At 61.9% G+C, this 17,708-nt stretch carries 14 protein-coding genes; 6 read left to right on the forward strand and 8 right to left on the reverse strand.

The annotated features are described in order from the left end of the window. Positions 1-154: 154 nt before the first annotated feature. On the reverse strand, positions 155-2,161 hold the full coding sequence (gene dnaG / locus QA643_RS34470; RefSeq protein WP_283030099.1) for a DNA primase: 2,007 nt from the start codon (positions 2,159-2,161) through the stop codon (positions 155-157). Positions 2,162-2,421: 260 nt separating this feature from the next. On the opposite strand from dnaG, the gene QA643_RS34475 reads away from it, so the two are divergent. After that, positions 2,422-2,991: a chlorite dismutase family protein gene (locus QA643_RS34475; RefSeq protein WP_283030100.1), complete on the forward strand. Its 570-nt coding sequence runs from the start codon at positions 2,422-2,424 to the stop codon at positions 2,989-2,991. A gap of 157 nt (positions 2,992-3,148) precedes the next feature. Here the strand turns inward: QA643_RS34475 and QA643_RS34480 are convergent, their stop codons facing one another. Then, a complete protein-coding gene (locus tag QA643_RS34480) occupies positions 3,149-3,547 on the reverse strand; it encodes a gamma-glutamylcyclotransferase family protein (protein ID WP_283030101.1) in 399 nt (132 codons plus the stop codon). Positions 3,548-3,657: 110 nt separating this feature from the next. Further along, positions 3,658-4,470: a transglutaminase family protein gene (locus QA643_RS34485; protein WP_283030102.1), complete on the reverse strand. Its 813-nt coding sequence runs from the start codon at positions 4,468-4,470 to the stop codon at positions 3,658-3,660. 217 nt (positions 4,471-4,687) lie between these two features. On the opposite strand from QA643_RS34485, the gene QA643_RS34490 reads away from it, so the two are divergent. Continuing rightward, positions 4,688-5,485, forward strand: coding sequence for an N-formylglutamate amidohydrolase (locus QA643_RS34490; protein WP_283030103.1), 798 nt, complete (start codon positions 4,688-4,690; stop codon positions 5,483-5,485). A 310-nt stretch (positions 5,486-5,795) separates the two neighbouring features. On the opposite strand, the gene QA643_RS34495 is transcribed toward QA643_RS34490, so the two are convergent. Beyond that, positions 5,796-6,263 carry an MAPEG family protein gene (locus tag QA643_RS34495; RefSeq protein WP_283030104.1) on the reverse strand — a complete coding sequence of 156 codons (468 nt, stop codon included), beginning with the start codon at positions 6,261-6,263 and terminating at the stop codon, positions 5,796-5,798. 421 nt (positions 6,264-6,684) lie between these two features. Here QA643_RS34495 and QA643_RS34500 point away from each other — a divergent pair, with 421 nt between their 5' ends. Next, entirely contained in the window at positions 6,685-10,029 is a 3,345-nt protein-coding gene (locus tag QA643_RS34500; RefSeq protein ID WP_283030105.1) for an adenylate/guanylate cyclase domain-containing protein, read from the forward strand. A 237-nt stretch (positions 10,030-10,266) separates the two neighbouring features. On the opposite strand, the gene QA643_RS34505 is transcribed toward QA643_RS34500, so the two are convergent. From QA643_RS34505 to QA643_RS34520, 4 genes are all read right to left on the reverse strand, one after another. After that, entirely contained in the window at positions 10,267-10,884 is a 618-nt protein-coding gene (locus QA643_RS34505; RefSeq protein ID WP_283030106.1) for a LysE family translocator, read from the reverse strand. Between the two features lie 154 nt (positions 10,885-11,038). Next, entirely contained in the window at positions 11,039-12,034 is a 996-nt protein-coding gene (locus QA643_RS34510; RefSeq protein WP_283030107.1) for an alpha/beta hydrolase, read from the reverse strand. Between the two features lie 174 nt (positions 12,035-12,208). Beyond that, positions 12,209-12,760, reverse strand: a complete 552-nt coding sequence (locus tag QA643_RS34515; protein ID WP_283030108.1) for a hypothetical protein — start codon at positions 12,758-12,760, stop codon at positions 12,209-12,211. 11 nt (positions 12,761-12,771) lie between these two features. Further along, positions 12,772-14,217, reverse strand: coding sequence for a hypothetical protein (locus QA643_RS34520; RefSeq protein WP_283030109.1), 1,446 nt, complete (start codon positions 14,215-14,217; stop codon positions 12,772-12,774). Between the two features lie 121 nt (positions 14,218-14,338). Between QA643_RS34520 and QA643_RS34525 the strand changes: the two genes are divergently transcribed. From QA643_RS34525 to QA643_RS34535, 3 genes are all read left to right on the forward strand, one after another. Beyond that, a complete protein-coding gene (locus QA643_RS34525) occupies positions 14,339-14,653 on the forward strand; it encodes a helix-turn-helix domain-containing protein (protein ID WP_283030110.1) in 315 nt (104 codons plus the stop codon). Further along, a complete protein-coding gene (locus tag QA643_RS34530; protein WP_283030111.1) occupies positions 14,646-15,179 on the forward strand; it encodes an SRPBCC family protein in 534 nt (177 codons plus the stop codon). Before QA643_RS34525 ends, QA643_RS34530 begins: the two co-directional genes overlap by 8 nt. Before the next feature lie 293 nt (positions 15,180-15,472). Next, positions 15,473-17,701: an ATP-binding protein gene (locus QA643_RS34535; RefSeq protein WP_283030112.1), complete on the forward strand. Its 2,229-nt coding sequence runs from the start codon at positions 15,473-15,475 to the stop codon at positions 17,699-17,701. Positions 17,702-17,708 lie beyond the last annotated feature (7 nt).

The raw sequence follows: 17,708 nt of genomic DNA on the forward strand, positions 1-17,708 counted from the left end.
CGCCGGTGTTATGCCATAGCCCGAAAGGCGCCTCGCTGGTTAAGTACCCTCGGACTATTAAGCTTCGCTTAACCCTGTTTTTGCCGCCAAACCATGGATTTGGCGAGTCTTTTTGCGGGCATGGCCGCCGCCATCCGCAAATGTTTTTTGTATCCTAAACGCTCTTCCGGAACCGGCCCGAAAGCTCGCCAAAACCCTCGATCAGGGCCTCGGTGCCGTCGAGCGACTCCAGCCGGGCGCTGACGTCCTTCAACCATGCCAGATTGGCCTCACTGGGCTCCTCGCCCAACGCCAATTCGGCATCTCGCTTCTCCCTAAGTAGGGCGTGCGTTTTCTGATGCAAGACAACGAGTTGCTGCCAGGTGGCCAAAACGTCTTCGCGCGCCGCGCCGGGGCGTGTGCCCCACACCGCCGAAGTCGTGATCGCTCGCTCAACCCTTTGAAGAATCTCGCCTAATCCGCGTGCCTCGAGGTCGGCGCGCATCTTCTCGGCCTGCTCCTCGACATCTGGGGAATGGTGATGGTCGTTGGCAAAGGCGGCGATGATACCGGCGCGGAGCTTGTTGGCCTCGCCATGCGCCAGTTCCAGCGCGGCTACCTCCTCCAGGTGATCGTGCAGCAGCCAGGGATGGTTAATCAGGGATTGCAGGATCAAGGCCTCGCGGCGGGACATGGCGCTGCGCTGTCCGCGCATGATCGGGCTGGTCGCAAGCTGGGGACTGGCCGCCTGGTAGGGACCGGGGGCGATCCCCGACGCCGTTCCCCCCGGACGACCGCCGCGGGAGGCGAATCGGCCGGCTGGAGCGCCGCCGCGCGGGGCAAAAGCGCGGGGTGATTCGCCCCGCCGCCCCGGAAACCCGCCACGCCCGTAACCGCCGCCGCGCCCCGTGTCGGGGGCAAAGGTGCGCTGCAGGCGTTCGGCGAGATCCTGACGGTAATAGCGGCGCACTACCTCGTCGCGGATGCCGTTAGAAAGTTCGTTGATGCGCGCTTCCAGCGCGGCGCGCCGCTCGGGGGTTGCGAACGTGCCGCCCTCGATCTCGCGCGACCAGATCATGTCGGCGAGCGGGCGTGCCGCCGAGATCACTTCCTCGATCGCCATGCGGCCGCCGGCGCGCGCGAGGTCATCCGGGTCCTGCCCTTCCGGCAGCAGCGCAAAGCGCAGGCTCTTGCCGGGCGCGAGATGAGGCAACGCGAGATCGGCGGCGCGGTACGCCGCCTTCTGCCCCGCGCGGTCGCCGTCGAAGCAGAGGATCGGCTCGTCCGCCATCCGCCAGAGCAGCGCGAGCTGATTTTCGGTCAAGGCCGTTCCGAGCGGCGCAACTGCACCGGCAAAGCCCGCGGTGACCATGGCGATGACGTCGACATAGCCTTCCACCACGATCAGCGGCGAGCCGTCATGCGCGGCCTGGCGGGCGGTGGCGAGGTTGTAGAGATTGTCGCCCTTGTGAAACAGCGGCGTTTCCGGCGAGTTCAGGTACTTTGCTGGGACATCCTTTTCCAGCGCGCGGCCGCCGAAGGCGATGACGCGGCCGCGGGCGTCGGTGATCGGAAACATCACGCGGTCGCGGAAGCGATCGTAGGGCACGGGAATGTCGTCGCCGCCGACCAGCAGGCCCGCTTCGACCATGTCGTCGGTGGAGATTCCCTGCCCGCCAAGATGCTCCTTCAGCGCGAAGCGATCCGGCGCCGCATAGCCGAGGCGAAACTGCAGCTGCGTCGCCGGCGTTATCGCGCGGTCGCCGAGATAGCCGCGCGCTTTCGCACCGTTGCGCGAGGCGAGCGTATCGGCAAAGAATTTGGCCGCGAGCTCCATCACGTCATAGAGCGTTCTGCGCCGCTGCTCGTGGCGCGCGGCATCAGGGGTCGCCGCCGGCAGCGGCAGACCGGCCATCGCGGCCAGCCGCTCGACGGCTTCCGGAAACGAGACACCTTCCGTCTCCATGACGAAGTCGAAAATGTTGCCGTGCTTGCCGGTCGAGAAGTCGTGGTAAAACTGCTTCTGGTCGTTGACCGTGAAGGAGGGCGTCTTCTCCTGCTGGAACGGCGACAGCCCCTTGAACTCCCTTCCCGCCTTCTTCAGCTTGACGCGCCGGCCCACGACTTCCGAGACAGGAAGCCGGGCGCGCAGTTCTTCGAGGAATTGAGGCGTGAAGCGCATCAGTGGGGTTTTTGCCGAATCATGGGGCGGTGCCAACCGACCATGGATATAGGGTGAGACCGTTAAAAGGCGAAGGCGGCCGGATTTCTCGCCGCTATTCACAGGGGCTCTCTGTCATTCAGGGGCGCGAAAGCGAACCCAGAATCTCGAGATTCTCAGGGGCGCAAAGGCGCCCCATAGTTCGCTTCGCGCCCCGGAATGACGGTGGAGAGGCTTTGCGTCCGCTTGAATCCCGGCCGGTTCCACGCTTCCATATCCCCATGTTCACGGTTTTCCGGGGTGGCAGGAGCGGGGCGTGGCGGGTGACGCGGTTTGCGCCGGTAAAGGGCGCATCGCTGGCACCGACGCCGGCGCTGTCGGTCGTGCACTCGCTGACCATCGCGCTGCCGATCCTGCCCTCGCTGACCTCCTGGCGGCTGGCCGGCGTCGCCAGCCATCTGCGCTATACCGAGCGGCCTGAGAAGAAGCAGCTCGATGCCGTGCGGGCCGAGATCGGCCGCCCTGAGGCAACCCACGCCGCGCTGATCCCGATCAAGAAATCGGCGGCATGGTGGGATTTGACGCAGGAAGAGCGGCGCGAGATCTTTGAGGACAAATCGCAGCACATCGCGGCGAGCCTGAAATACCTGCCCGCGATCGCCCGCCAGCTCTATCACAGCCGCGATCTCGGCGAGCCCTTCGACTTCCTGACCTGGTTCGAATACGCGCCCGAGCATGCCGATGCGTTCGAGGAACTGGTCGGCACCCTGCGCGCCAGCGAGGAATGGAAATATGTCGAGCGGGAGGTGGATATCCGGATGGAGCGCGAGCGGCTGGACGCGGGCGATTAGCTCCCCGGATGCTGCCTCTCGTGCCCCGGATGCTGCGCAGCATGAAATGCTGTGCTGCTAAGCCGGGGCCTATGGCCGCGATTACTCTACGCTGAGGCATGGGTCCCGGCTCTGCGGAGCAGCGCCAGAGCGCTGCACCGCGTCCGGGACACGAGACCTATGATTCCAGAAATTTCCCCGACGTGATCTGCGGCAACCCCGTCACCGGCCAGTTGTAGACATAGGTCCAGGCCTCGCCCGCCGTACCGTCCTCATGCATCACCTCAAGCATGCGGCGGATATATTCGGTCGGCTCCGGAAAACCGGCGCCGCAGGCTTCATACATGTCGAACTCGGCGAGCAGCGCGTCGCGCTCGCGCAGGCGATAGAGCTCGCCGAACACGATCTCGGCCGGATCGCCCGACAGCACCAGCCCCGGATAATGCTTGATGCGGTAGAGCCGGCCGCGGCAGGTGGCCGTGCCCAGGAAATCCGCGCTGCGCGACAGAAGCTGCGCCATCGGATGGTCGAAGCCGCGCATCAGCGTGCCGTAGACGAACAGTCGATCTGAAATCATCCAGTCTCTATGTCATTGCGAGCGAAGCGAAGCAATCCATACGAGATTTCCGTCATGCAGAGCTATGGATTGCTTCGTCGCGTTGCTCCTCGCAACGACGGAGCAAAACGTCAAGCCGGCACGACCTCTTCGCTGATCACCAGAAACTTCACCAGATCCATCCGTCCAAAGCTCGTAGTCAGCGCGACGTCGGCAGCGTCGCGGCCGGTGGCCATCAGGATGCGGCCGATGCGGGGGACATTATGGCGGGCGTCGAACGTGTGCCACTGGCCGGAGAGATAGACCTGAAACCAGCCTGAAAAATCCATTGGCGCGGGGTCGCGGGGGACGCCGATGTCACCGAGATAGCCGGTGCAGTAGCGCGCCGGGATGTTCATGCAGCGGCAGAAGGTCAGCGCCAGATGCGCAAAGTCGCGGCAGACGCCGGCGCCCTCCGCGTAGACATCGTGCGCCGACTTCATGTGATGGGCATGCTGGTAGCCGAAGCGGAGATGGCCGTGGACGAAATCGACGATCGCCTTGACCCGCGGCCATCCCGGCACTGTGCTGCCGAACAGCGACCAGGCGACATCGGTGAGCTTGTCGGTCTCGCAATAGCGGCTCGGCATCAGGTAAAGCAGCACGTCGTCGGGCAACTGGTCGATCGGCAGTTGCTGCGCGGCAGGCACCACCGGATCAGGCAGGCCTGAATCGCGCACCAGCGCTTCGCCGCGCAGGATGATGCCGCCGGCGGGCGCGATCAGGCGGCCACACACATTGCCAAAACTGTCACGGTAGAAGCCGATCGGCACGTCGGGCGCGGTCGTGATGCGCTCTGTGCCGACGATGTCGGAGAAGCGCGATGGATGGATCGAGAGCATGGTCACCATCGGCGTCGGCTGCACGGCGGCATAGGCTATCTCGAAGCCGACCCTGATCTCCATGGCTCAGACCTTTTCTCCCCGTGGTCTCTCGTGTTGCGTGAACATGTCGTGCACCTGGCGCGCAGGCCGCCGGGCGCACCGATAAATGGTCTTGTCGTTGATGGTCAGGATTGGCATCGTCAAACAGTCATCGATTCTGTCAGGTCCGCCCAGCTGAATCCTGCTCAATTGTAGATCGGCGTGCCGCTTCGATAGGCAATGCTTTCGAGGAAATGCTTTGAACGACGCAGGCAGCACAACACTACTCCTCAGCTCCGAAGATGTTCCTCCGGTCCGGGAATTCAACGCCGAGGGGCGCTCGCCGTTTCTATTGACCTGCGACCATTACGGCCGGCTGATCCCGCGCATGCTCGGCGACCTCGGCCTGCCCGAGAGCGAACTCAAGCGCCACATCGCCTGGGACATCGGCATTGCCGGCGTTGCCGAAGCACTGTCAAAACATCTCGATGCCCATCTGATCGCGCAGCGCTATTCGCGGCTCGTCATCGACTGCAACCGCCCGCCCGATGTCGCAAGCTCGATCCCGCTGATCAGCGAGGCAACGACCATCCCCGGCAACGAAGGCCTTTCGCGTGAGGCCGCCGCGATCCGGCGGGCGCAGATCTTCGATCCGTACCACCGGCGCATCGGCGAGATCATCGACCAGCGCGGCAGCGCCGGCCGGCCAACGGTGCTGGTATCGCTGCACAGCTTTACGCCGGTTTATGCGGGCATCGCGCGGCCCTGGCACATCGGCACGCTCTATCACCGCGACAGCCATCTGCCGCCGCTGATGCTGGAGCTGCTGCGCGCCGAGGGCGATCTCGTGGTCGGCGACAACGAGCCTTACAAGGTCAGCGACGAGACCGACTACACCATCCCCGTGCATGGCGAGGCGCGCGGCCTGATGAATACGGGAATCGAAATCCGCCAGGATCTGATTTCGGATCAGGCTGGCGAGAAAGCCTGGGCGGAGCGGCTGGCGCGGATCCTCGGCGATATCGAGGTGACGCTGCGGGCGCGGACGCTGGTTTGACGGTTGCCTGGTGCGTGCCGCGGACGCGGCCATGTTTTCTGCCCTACACCTCAGGCTGCGTCCGTCCAGCTTTCCGAGAATGCTGACGCCGATGTCGAGAAGGGGCGCCGCTCGCGCGCGCGGCCAGGATTTCCCAATGGCCTCAATGCCGTTGCGGACAGGCGCGTGCCGGGCGCTGGCATCGATACAGAGCATAGGCCATAGCGCTCGTTGGGGAGCTGGTTCGGCTGCGAGTGGATTTGGTTGAGCTCGTCAAATGTGACGCAGTCCTTCACTTCGGCGAACCGCGCTGCGGGAGAGGCCTTCGGCGTCACTGACGCAAAGCGAATAAAAGTGTCCAGCAGCTCATAAAGATGAGGATCAGAGAGCCTACGGTCCAGAGGGTTGCGCGGGTATCGTGAGTTCTCGCTGTGAAGTAGGCCGCAAAATGTAACATTCGCGAAATGACGTAGCCATACAACAGCCATTGGGCGAGCGTTAGGGATGGCTCGGTTAGGATAAAGAGAAATCCAGCGACGAGGAAGAACGGCAGATTCTCAAGATCGTTCAGCTGAATTCGCCGGATGCGATCCACGTATTCATTGGGTGTCAGTTGTTCAGCGCTTGGGTTGGGGTTGAGGATCGTCTTCTTGATGTCCTCTGGCGAGCGAAATCCGCCTTTTACCTGCATCATCCGAACAACCGTCAGCCATGACATCATGACGGCTTTTAGAATCATTACGCAGGCGGCGACAGCATAGGCATTGAAAAGCGGATTCTGAAAACTGAGCTTGTCCATAGCGCTGCCTTCGCGTTCTGGCGATCCCCGATTATTCACATGAAAGCGCGCGCCGCTAGGGGCTGAACATCGGAATGGGGTCACTAGCGGAAGTCGTATGTTCGACCAAGTTATTCGTGCAGTCGCAGCGAGGAACTCACTTGCCGTGGTGGTGCATAGTTTGATCCGGCTGAAATCATGGGGTAGCGGAGTAGCGACAACGGGGGTTGGCCCGTAAACAGTGGAGGAGAGTTAGCCACGCTGTTCGTACGCGATGCCTTCCGCAGCGTCCAAACGTTTCAAAACTATGGAAGGGTCGAGTACAGGTTGCCGCCGGCCCGCTTATTCGAACCAATCTTGCCGCGCATTCACTTTTTCTCCGTTTGTGATACCTTGTGTAGTATCAAACACTCAGGGGACCGAGAACTGAGCGGGGAGCGCCATGAGAGGCGTCACCGAGTGGCTCACGTCAATCGGCCTGTCGGAGTACGCCCAGCGTTTCGGCGAAAACGGCATCGACCTATTCGTCCTGCGCGACCTGACGGAGCAAGACCTAAAGGAACTGGGCGTCCTTATAGGTCATCGCCGTAAGCTGCTGCGCGCCATAGCGGAGCTTGAAGACGCAGCCAAGCCCAAACCGGCGGAAGCAACGACCGAGCCGAGGCGACCGGATGGCGAGCGGCGTCACCTCACAATAATGTTTTGCGATTTGGTTGGCTCGGCAGCCATTGCGGCGCGGTTGGACCCGGAGGACATGCGAGCGTTGATTGGCGCCTATCATGGCTGCATCGCAGAAGTCATAAATCGCTACAACGGAAAGGTTGCCCGCTATATGGGCGACGGCGCGTTGGTCTATTTCGGCTTTCCTCAAGCACATGAGGATGATGCCGAACAGGCTGTGCGTGCCGCGCTTGCGCTCATAGATGCAGTCGCGAGTATCCGCAATGTCGCCGAGACGCTGCAAATTCGCATCGGTATTGCAACGGGCACTGTGGTTGTTGCCGAGCTTCTAATTGAGAGAACATTGGCGGAGCATGAGGTTGTCGGCGAGACGCCGAACCTCGCCGCGCGCCTGCAAGCGATGGCGGAGCCAGGGACCGTGTTGATCTGCGCGAGCACGCGTCGGCTCGCCCAGCGGAAGTTTTATTACCGCGACCTCGGTCCCGTCGCGTTGAAAGGCTGGACGAAGCCCTTCCAGGTTTACCAGGTGCTAGGAACGAGCGGCGTAGAGAGCCGCTTCGAGGCGATGCACACTGCCAAGCTGCCGCCTCTGTTCGGGCGTGAGGAGGAAATAGAGCTGCTGTTGCGCCGCTGGCGACAGGCCACACTCGGTGGGGGACGGGTGGTGGTCCTTACAGGAGAGCCGGGTATTGGCAAGTCACACATCGCGTTGGCGCTTGATGAGCGGATCCAAGATGAATCCCACCTCACCTTGCGCTATTTTTGCTCTGAGCATCATACCCACAGTGCATTGTTCCCATTCATCAACCAGCTCGAACGTGCTTCCGGGTTCGTGCGCGGCGACTCTCCTCAGGAGAAGCTATCCAAGCTCGACGCACTACTGGCGCAATCCACACACAATCCCGAACACCTTGCAGTTCTGGCCAACTTATTGGCGCTGCAGATCGATGATCATTACCGACTGCGGGAGGTCACTCCGCAAAAACGCAAGGAGAAAACGTTCGCGGCATTACTAGCCCAACTCGACGGGCTAGCAGCGCAGCAGCCGGTTTTTCTTATTTTCGAAGATGTACACTGGATTGATCCAACCTCACTTGAGCTCGTTGCAGCTGCTGTGGAGCAAGCGCCTCGGCTTCGGGTACTGATGCTGATCACGGCGAGACCCGAATTCACTCCCCCGTGGCCGAGTTATCCTCACACCACAACCATCCCACTCAGCCGTCTTGGCCGACGCGACGGCGCAGCGCTGGTCTTGCGCGTGACAGGAGGCAAGACACTCCCCAAGGAGGTAATGAATCACATTCTCGCGCACACCGATGGGGTACCACTCTTCATCGAGGAATTGACGAAGATGGTGATCGAAGGCGGGTTGTTGCGCGAGCAGGACGGCGAATATGTTCTTGATGGCCCGCTACCTTCGTTCGCGATCCCAACTACTCTGCAGGCTTCGCTGATGGCTCGCCTTGATCGGCTGTCACCAGTGCGGGACGTGGCCCAGATCAGTGCCGTCGCAGGTCGCGAATTTCACTACGAACTTGTAAATGCCGTCGCCGGGTTGCCGAAGCAGAGATTGGACGAAGCGCTCGACCAGTTGGTACGCTCGGAACTGGTGTTCTGCCGGGGGGAAATTCCAAACGCGGTATACACCTTCAAGCACGCGTTAGTGCGGGATGCCGCGTATGCCGGGCTCCTGAAGAGCCGCCGCGTGTATCTACACGCCGCCATCGCGAACGGACTCGAGCAGAGATTCCCTGAAATAGTACAAACTCAGCCCGAGATTATTGCTTACCACTACAGTCAAGCAAAAAACTACGAAAGGGCCCTACACTATTGGTATGAAGCAGGCAAACAATCAGCGGCGCGTTCGGCGCACAATGAAGCGATCGGTCATCTGAAACATGGATTGGATCAGGTCCCCAACATCGACGAGCCGATGCTACGCAACAAATCGGAGCTACTGCTCCAAATTTCCCTCGGCAACTCGCTCCGGGCGATTAAGGGATGGAGCACTGACAGCGTCAAGCATGCGTACACGCGAGCGCTTCAGCTGTGCAAGGAGAGCGGGCTTGATGAACATATCTTGCCTGCGGTGTTCGGTCTATGGACCTGGAACTTCGTTCGTGCTTCGCTCGGTGAAGCTCAGGCTCTTGCAGAATATTTGCTGAAGAGCGCCGAGGACGCGGACAACTCGGTTTACAATGTTCTTGCCCGCGAAGCTCTGGGGTTTACCTTGTTTGCACAAGGAAGATTTGCTGCTGCTCACACGGAGCTGGAACGCAGCATCAGCCTCTGCGAAGACTGTAAGGCCGCAGCATATCTTGAACTTTCAGCACAAGATCCGCGAGTTCATGCCAGGTCGTACGACAGCATGGTACTTTGGGTACTCGGCTATCCAGATCAGGCGTTGCGGCTTTGCGCTGAGGCACGCCGATACGCAGATGCATCTCAACATCCGTTCAGTGAGGCAATTGCTCGAACGATAGGCCTTCGCGTGCATCAGCTTCGTGGCGATGCCGCAGTTGTTGCCGATGAGGCAAACGCCACCATCGCATTCTGCGAAGAGCATGAGTTTGTGCACTATCTAGCCATGGCGTTGATCTTGCGCGGGTGGGCAAGTGCCGACCAGGGCGAGTTTGAGAAAGGGATCGCCGAGATTCAAGAAGGCCTGGAAAAAAAGCGAGCGACCGGTGCCTTGCTGCTGGAGTCGTACGCTTTGGGACTAATGGCGGACGCCTGCATCAAGAACAGGCGTTATGAGCAAGCGTTTGACGCTTTGAAACAGGCGCAATCAAGTCTCAGTGGAGAGAACTGCGAACGCTTCTACGCGGCGGAAATATATCGTTTGCTTGGCGAAACGCACCTTAAATCGAACAAAAATCTGGATCAGGCGGAGCATTATTTCTGCAAAGGTCTTGAGGTCGCGCGCGAACAGAAAGCCATATCATTTGAACTTAGACTTTGTCTGAGTTTGTGTGACTTGTATGAGCTGAGGCCGGACGCGGACAGATGTCGCTCACAACTCGACGAGCTTTATAGATCTTTTGGCGAGGGTTTTGACACGCCGGATCTCGTGAAGGCCAAGGCAAGATTAGAAAGTTCTTGGTGATGTTCAGGTTCGGACCGCGATCGGCTCAATGGGTCAGACTCAGAACGCCTGAGCGAGCATGTATTGAGAAGAGCAACGATTGTGCAGAGCACGGCTGAGTGAAAGCAGCCATCCGCTGGCCGTGTCTGCGTTGGTGATTTCCGGATCCTGACAAGAACGCCTGCGATGTCGGCTTACCGCAAGAGCCACACGGAGAGCCTGTCACGATGGCCAATGTCTGCCTTGTTCAACGCGAGGTCACCGCGCCCGCGTCAACGCCAGCCAGATGCCGCCGCCGATCATGAAGCCGCCGGAGACGCGCGACACCAGGCGGGTCCGCTGCTTGGAGAAGAACAGCCGCGCGCGGCCGGCGAGCAGCGCATAGACCGCGTCGGTCGAGGCGGCAATCACCATGAAGGTGATGCCGAGCAGCGCCACCTGCGGCAGATGCGGCTTGTCCATGTCCATGAACTGCGGAATGAAGGCGCCGAAGAACACCAGCACCTTGGGATTGGAGAGCAGCACCAGAAAGCCCTGCAGGAAGAAGCCGCCGCGCGGCGGCGGTGGCGGCTCGTCGGCATTGACGCCTTCGACGGGAGACCGGATCAGCTTGATGCCGAGCCAGATCAGGTAGGCTGCGCCGGCAAAGCGCACCCAGTCGAACCAGTAGCCCATGGTCGCCATCAACGTGGTCAGACCGATCGCTACGGTGCCAATCACGATCGCCATACCGGTTTGCACGCCGGCGCAATTGATCATCGCCGCGCGGGTGCCATGCCGCAGGCCGTTGGCGATGAGGAGCGTCACGACGGGGCCCGGCAACAGCGCAAGCGCGATGCAGGCGGCGACGAAGGCGAGATAAACCTGAAGGGACATGGGAATGGTCTCTGCGTGGGTGATGGCCTTGGTTTACCCAAGTTTATCCATGTCATCCACTTCTATCTGAAAGCGCGATCAGACGGACATGCAGTCTTCGCTATTTGTAAGCCGCTGGAACATCCAGTACGGCCGTGCCATTGCCTTGCACCTGTCACCGCGAGGTCGAACTTCCGACAGTGGCTGCGCCGAAGAAATCAAGCAGCTGTTTTGAAAGATAGTCCGGATTTTCATCCGGCAACCAGTGTCCGGTGTTCGGCGCGACGCCGCCGCGAACGTTGCTGGCCAGCTCCCTGGCCATATCCGCTTCCTTCGGCCCGTTGCTCTTGTCGCCAGCAAGTGCCAGGACCGGCATTGGCAGCTTCCTGGTCATGAATTCCTTGAAGCGCTGTTCGTCCTCGGGGAAAGCGCGATAGAGCTCGAACCCGGCGCGCAGGCCGCCCGGAGCGGCATAAGCGCGCGCATAGACGGCGATGTCCTCATCGGCGACAGGCACAAACGCGCGCTTTTTGTAGAAGTCGGAAATATACGCGTATTCGTGACCGGCGATCAGCATTTCGGCGATATCTCGCTGCTGATGCAGTCCGAAATGCCACAGCTCCGGATCAGGTCGCGACTTCGCCTCGTTCCATACGCGGGTGGCCGGCACCGGCACATCGAGCATCGCGAGCCTGGCAACTTCGTTCGGCCATTGCGCCGCGTAGGCATAGGCTACCATGACGCCGATGTCCCGACCGACCAGGTTGACGCTGGTCCTGCCGAATGCGCGGACGAGTTCGTGGAGATCGGCCGCCATGTTCGCCTTGTCGTAGCCGCCTTGCGGCTTTTCCGATTCGCCGGCGCCGCGATAATCGACGGCAACGACACGGTACCCGGCCGCAGCCAGCGCCGGCATCACGCGGCGCCAGGTGTACCAGGTTTGCGGCCAGCCATGCAGCAGCACGACCATAGGACCATCGGAAGGCCCGCCGATCACATAATGCAACCGCACGCCGTTTGCCTTGGCAAACGCATGCGTGAAAGTCCGGTCGAAATTCGCCGGCAGCCCGGCGCGCGATCCGGACGAGGCATCCTGTGCCATGCCTGAACCGGTCAACAAGGCAACGCACAGCACCGCGAGCAATAGCAGGGAAGCTGATGAACGTTTCATCGAGGGTCTCGCCTGATGCGATGTTCGAGAGCAGCTTGCGATGCGGACTTGCATCCGGGACTATCTGCGATGCAGCTCTCCGAAACATCATCACACCGCTGCAGAGGAACTGTCTGCAGGGGATTCCGTTCCCCGGAGTTCCGACGAAACAGTCATGCTCCGCAGGCAGGCGCCTCAACGCCCTTCCATCGCAGCCGTCACCCAGCGTGTCATCTCACTCGTCGCAAGAAACGCCAGCGCCGTGCGCCGCACCTCGGGCGCGTCGCGGTTGCCGTGCGCGACGGCAACGAGGAGATCACAACCTCGCGAGACGGCGATGCCTACCGCGTGTCCTCGGCTCGTGGCTGGTGGCAACTCGTACATCCTGATCCGCCCCGGCATATCCGCGATGCGGATCACCTGCCCGGTACTGACGGGCGCAAACCGTTCATTGATCAAATCAACATCCGCGACGCGATCGACTTCGTCATCGTCGGCGACGCCGCGGTCGCAATTGCAAAAACCCATCTTCGGCCGCACATAGATCGCGACGTCGCGGCCGCAGGCGGCGGTGTCGCAGCGAAAGGCCTTGCCAGCCGGCCAGCCGTCGCGCGGGAACGGCCAGGCAATTTCGCGCCATTCGGCGTGCCGCTCGTCCTGGCGCGGGCCCACTTGCTGATAGGCCGCAGCGCCGGACAATGCACCGAGCGCCAGCCCGACAAATGCAATGATCGGCCATCGGCGCATCGTCCGCATCCTCACGGCAGCCCGGCGACGGCACGGGCCGGGCCGGTCAGCTCCAGAATGTGCAGGCCGGTGTTGGCGCGGTCGACGATGTAGACGTAACCGCGCTCGTCGGTCTCGACATTGTTGGTCTGGATGGCGACCTTGCAGCGGTCCTGCTCGCCGATCTTGACGCAGCGCTTGTCGGTCGCCGCGGTGATCGCGGGAATGAAATAGCCGACTTCCTTGGGATGATAGGGATCGCGAATGTCGAGCGCGCGCACGCCGGCATTGAAGAAGGCGATGAACGCCATCTTCTTGTAGAACACCGGCGCCATGCTCTCGTTGGAGGAATGCGCGCCGAACCGCCCTCCCCGTTCGCAGAACGAGCCGCTCGCCTCCGGCACCGTGTAGCTCGAGATAATCATCGGCGCCTTTTCGACCGTGACGTCGGCGAACCACACCATCTGCCTGGGCTCGTTGCATTCGTTCAGGATCGCCTCATCGACGATCATGACGATGTCGCGGGTCTTGCCGTCCTTGTCCTTGGCGAATTCGGCAATCGGCATGCCCTGCATCGGAAACACCGTGTGGGCGCCATTGAAGGCCGACATCGGCAGGCGCGCAATTTCCGGCAGGCGCAGATTGTCCGGCGTCGGCTCCTTCGGACCACCCAGCAGCTTGTCGCGATCGACGATCTGCAAAATGCCGCCCTTGTTGGTGCCATAGCCGAAATAGACTCTATTACCGGAAGGCCCGGTCGAGATCGGTCCGTGCAGCTCGGTCGGCACCGCTCCGGTCGAGCCGGGCTCCTGGCCGGGAAGGCCGAAATCCCTGATCTTTTGCGGATGCGCGGGATCGGAGAGATCGTAGATCTGCGTCATCCGGCGCGTGCGCCAGTCCGGCGCGCCCGACACCAGGAAGGCAATGCCGGTGTCGCACTCCCACCAGTTCTTGTGCGTGTCTTTCAGGCCCGCGATCCGTGTCACCAGCACGGGATTGGCGGGATCGGCGACGTTCCAGATTTCGTGCGCCGCGCCGCCGAACGTCCTGAGCATATAGACCGCGTTGCGATCGCCCCTCGGCAACGACTTGCCGTCACAAATCCGCACCATTTGCGCGCCGCCCGACTCATATTTGCCTTCCTGCCCCGGCAAATGGCGCAAATATTTTGGCTGCGAGGGATCGGTGACATCGACGATCGAGGTGCCGTTCGGTTCGGCCTTGCCGGTCTGCGGATTGACCGGCGCCGGGATCTCGTCGCTGCCGCCGTGATGGCCGATATAGGCGATCCAGCGGTCGCCCTGATGATGAATGGTCGGCTGATAGCCGCTGCGTGCCTGCAGGTCGCTGGTTCCAACCAGCTTCATGTTGAGCGCTTCGGGCGGCGCGCCAATCGCTTGCTGCTGTGCAGAAGCAAGACTTGGGCATGCGAGGAAGGAAATCGAGAACAATGCTGCGAGTTTGAGGCGACCGCTCATCTTCCACCCCCGGCTGTTCAAGACCAATCTGCGTTGGCTGGGCACACGATAACACAGGCTGTGCGCTCTGCCCAACACACGCTCTTGACATGCAACCCTTTGGTTGCCTATTATCCGAGGCATGGATGAAGTCTTCAAAGCGCTTGCCGACGGTTCGCGGCGCGTGCTGCTGGATCGGCTTCACGCCAGAAACGGACAGACGCTGAACGAACTCTGTGACGGCCTTGCGATGACGCGGCAGGCCGTCACTAAGCACCTTGACATTCTCGAGGCGGCCAACCTCGTCGGTACGCGCAAGCACGGCCGCGAGAAGCTGCACTACATCAACCCCGTCCCGATCCATCAGATCGGCGAGCGCTGGATCAGGAAATTCGAGCGCGGGAAGCTCGCCGCGCTCTCTGAGTTGAAACGGCAGTTGGAGAAGCGTGATGAGTAAGGGTAGCGGAATTGACGTCAAGAAATTCAAGCCGGCGATCGTCTACACGATCTACATCGCCGCCTCGCCCGAGCAGACGTGGAAGGCGCTGACGACGGCGGAGTTCAGCCGCAACTATTTTTCTGGCTTTGCGATCGAGGCCGACCTCAAGGTCGGCGGCGCCTTCATCGCCCGCGCCCCCGACGGTTCCGAGCATATCACCGGCGAGGTGATCGAATGCGATCCGCCGAAAAAGCTGACGGTCACCTGGAATGTGAACTGGCCGGCGCTGGTGGAAAAGCTCGGTCCGACGCTTGTTACCTATGAAATCGAGCAGGCCGGCGACGTCGTCAAGCTGACGATGCTGCAATCGCATGACCGCGACATCAGCGACGACATCCTGTCCGGCGGACGCACCGGCTGGCCGGCGATCCTGTCCAGCCTGAAGAGCCTCTTGGAAACCGGCCATGCGCTGGCGATCAAGATGCAGCCGCCGGAGCGGATGCTAAAGGCGCTGAAGGAAATGGGAGTCGGAACGCCGAAGTAGCGGCGTCTCGCTCGTCGTCCCTGCGAACGATGTCGCCATTCCCAACACTGTCATACCCCGCGAAGGCGGGGTATCCAGTACGCTGCGGCTTCTCGGTTCAATCACTGCTGTCTCTGGAATACTGGGTCACCCGCCTGCGCGGGTGACGACGGCTGAGCGTGCAGGGAAGCCATCGCCCCGAGTGGACTTAGGCCCGCCCAAGGGATATTCCAGCAGACGTAGATAAGACGGCTGCCCTGGACGTTGCCTTATCGCACCGAGAACCGCTGACCTGAGCGCGGAAACGCACACCGATGAGCCTCCGCACCCGGCTATTGATCCTGGTTATCGCCGCGATGCTGGTGCCGGCCGTCCTGGTGGGATTGCGCTTCGTCCAGAACCGGACCAACGACATCGATGCCGCGCTGGCCAGCCTGTCGGCGAGCGCCAACAACATCCTCGCCGATCTCGACGAGAAAATTCAGGGCACCGCCCAGCTCCACTACGGCCTCGCCCGCGCCCGCGATCTCGATACGCGCGACAAGGCGGCGTGTTCCGCCTTCCTGTCCGCCGTGCGTGAGGAATACACGCGCTTCACCGGCATATTGACCATCAATCCGGACGGCAGCCTGTTCTGCGACTCGCTGCGAACCAACCGGACGCTGGACTTGCGGGACCGCGAATATTTCAAACAGGCGCTCAAGGCCCACGGCATCGTCACGCTCGAGCCGGTGTTCGGCCGGTTGACCGGCATCTCCGTGCTGCAGATCGCCTACCCCGTTCGCTCGGAGACGGGCGAATTGAAGTTCATCCTGCTCGCCTCGTTCAACCTGCAGAAATTCGCCGGGGACCACGACAGGCGTCTGTCCGATGACAGCGACGTTCTGCTCGTTGACAGGAAGGGCACCGTGCTGGTCGCGCCTGACAGCAAGGACTGGAGCGAGCCGGCCGGCGCATCGATTGCCAATTCGGAGCTGTTCCGCTTTGCGGCCTCGCCGAACCGCGAGCCGTCCCGGGAATTGACGGGACGCGACGGCAAGGTGCGTGTCTGGGCTGCCGCGCGCTCGCATTCGCTGCGCGATGCCGGATTTTACATCATGGTCGGGCGGCCCAAGGACAGCCTGGTGGCCGCGGCCAACCGCCGCCTCTACGAGGACCTCGCGATGCTTGCGGTGGCCTCGCTGCTGCTGCTGGCAGGCGTGTGGATTCTGGCGACCATGAGCATCGGCCGCCAAGTCGGACGTCTCGCCGCGATGGCGACCAAGCTCGGACTTGGCGACCTCAGCGCGCGGATCGCGCCGCCGCATCCGAGCGGCGAATTGGGCGGGCTGATGACACTGCTCAATGGCACCGCTGAATCGCTGCAGCGCCAGCGCACAGCCATCGACGAGCTCAATCAGAAGCTCACCCAATCCCAGAAGATGGAGGCGATGGGCCAGCTCACCGGCGGCGTGGCCCATGATTTCAACAATCTGCTGACCGTGATCCTCGGCAATGCGGAGCATCTGGCCGAGCGGCTGGCCCCTCACAAGGAGCTGAGCACCATCGCCGAGAGCATCGCGACCGCGGCCGAACGCGGATCGGATCTCACGCGAAGCCTGCTTGCCTTCGCGCGCAAGCAGCCGTTGATGCCGAAGGATATCGACATCGGCCAGAAGATCGCCGGCATGGAGCCATTGCTGCGCCGGACGCTCGGCGAGCATATCGAGTGCGATTTCAAGCTCGACCAGCCGCTGTGGCAGGCCAGCGTCGACCCGGGCCAACTGGCCTCCGCGCTGCTCAACCTCGTGCTCAATGCGCGCGACGCCATGCCGTCAGGCGGCACGCTGACAGTTGAGGTGCAAAATATTTCGCTCGGCGAATCCGACGTCGACGTCAACGGCGAGGCACGCCCCGGCGATTACGTCATGGCCGCCGTATCGGATACCGGCACCGGCATGACTGCTGAAGTCGCGCACCGCGCCTTCGAGCCTTTCTTCACCACCAAAGAGGTTGGCAAGGGCACCGGCCTCGGGCTCAGCATGGTCTATGGATTCGCCCGGCAATCCGGCGGACTGATGCAGATACGGACCGAACCGGGGCACGGCACCGCCGTCAAGCTGTTCTTCCCCCGCGTCGGCATGCCCCGCGCCGGCGCCGCATCAATCGCCCCGCAGCGGACCACGCCCACCGGCAGCGAGACCATTCTCGTGGTCGAGGACGACGACATGGTGCGCGGCTACGTCGAGGGCGAGCTGAAGGCGCTCGGCTACCGCGTGATCGTCACGCGCAATGCGCCCGCGGCGCTCGAAATATTGAGAGGGCCCGAGAACATCCATCTTCTGTTCACGGATGTCGTGATGCCCGGCGGCATGTTCGGCACCGAGCTTGCCAAGGAAGCCGCCCGGCTACGGCCGGCGCTTAAAATTCTCCTGACGTCAGGCCATACCGAACATCCCGTCGAAGCGGCCGACGGGGACGGCCGCGAGGTGCGGATCCTCAACAAGCCCTACCGGCGGCACGACCTGGCAGCGATGCTGCGTTCGGTTCTGCAGGCGAACTGACGGCCAG

Source organism: Bradyrhizobium sp. CB3481, assembly GCF_029714305.1.
In the GTDB taxonomy this organism is placed as follows: Bacteria; Pseudomonadota; Alphaproteobacteria; order Rhizobiales; family Xanthobacteraceae; genus Bradyrhizobium.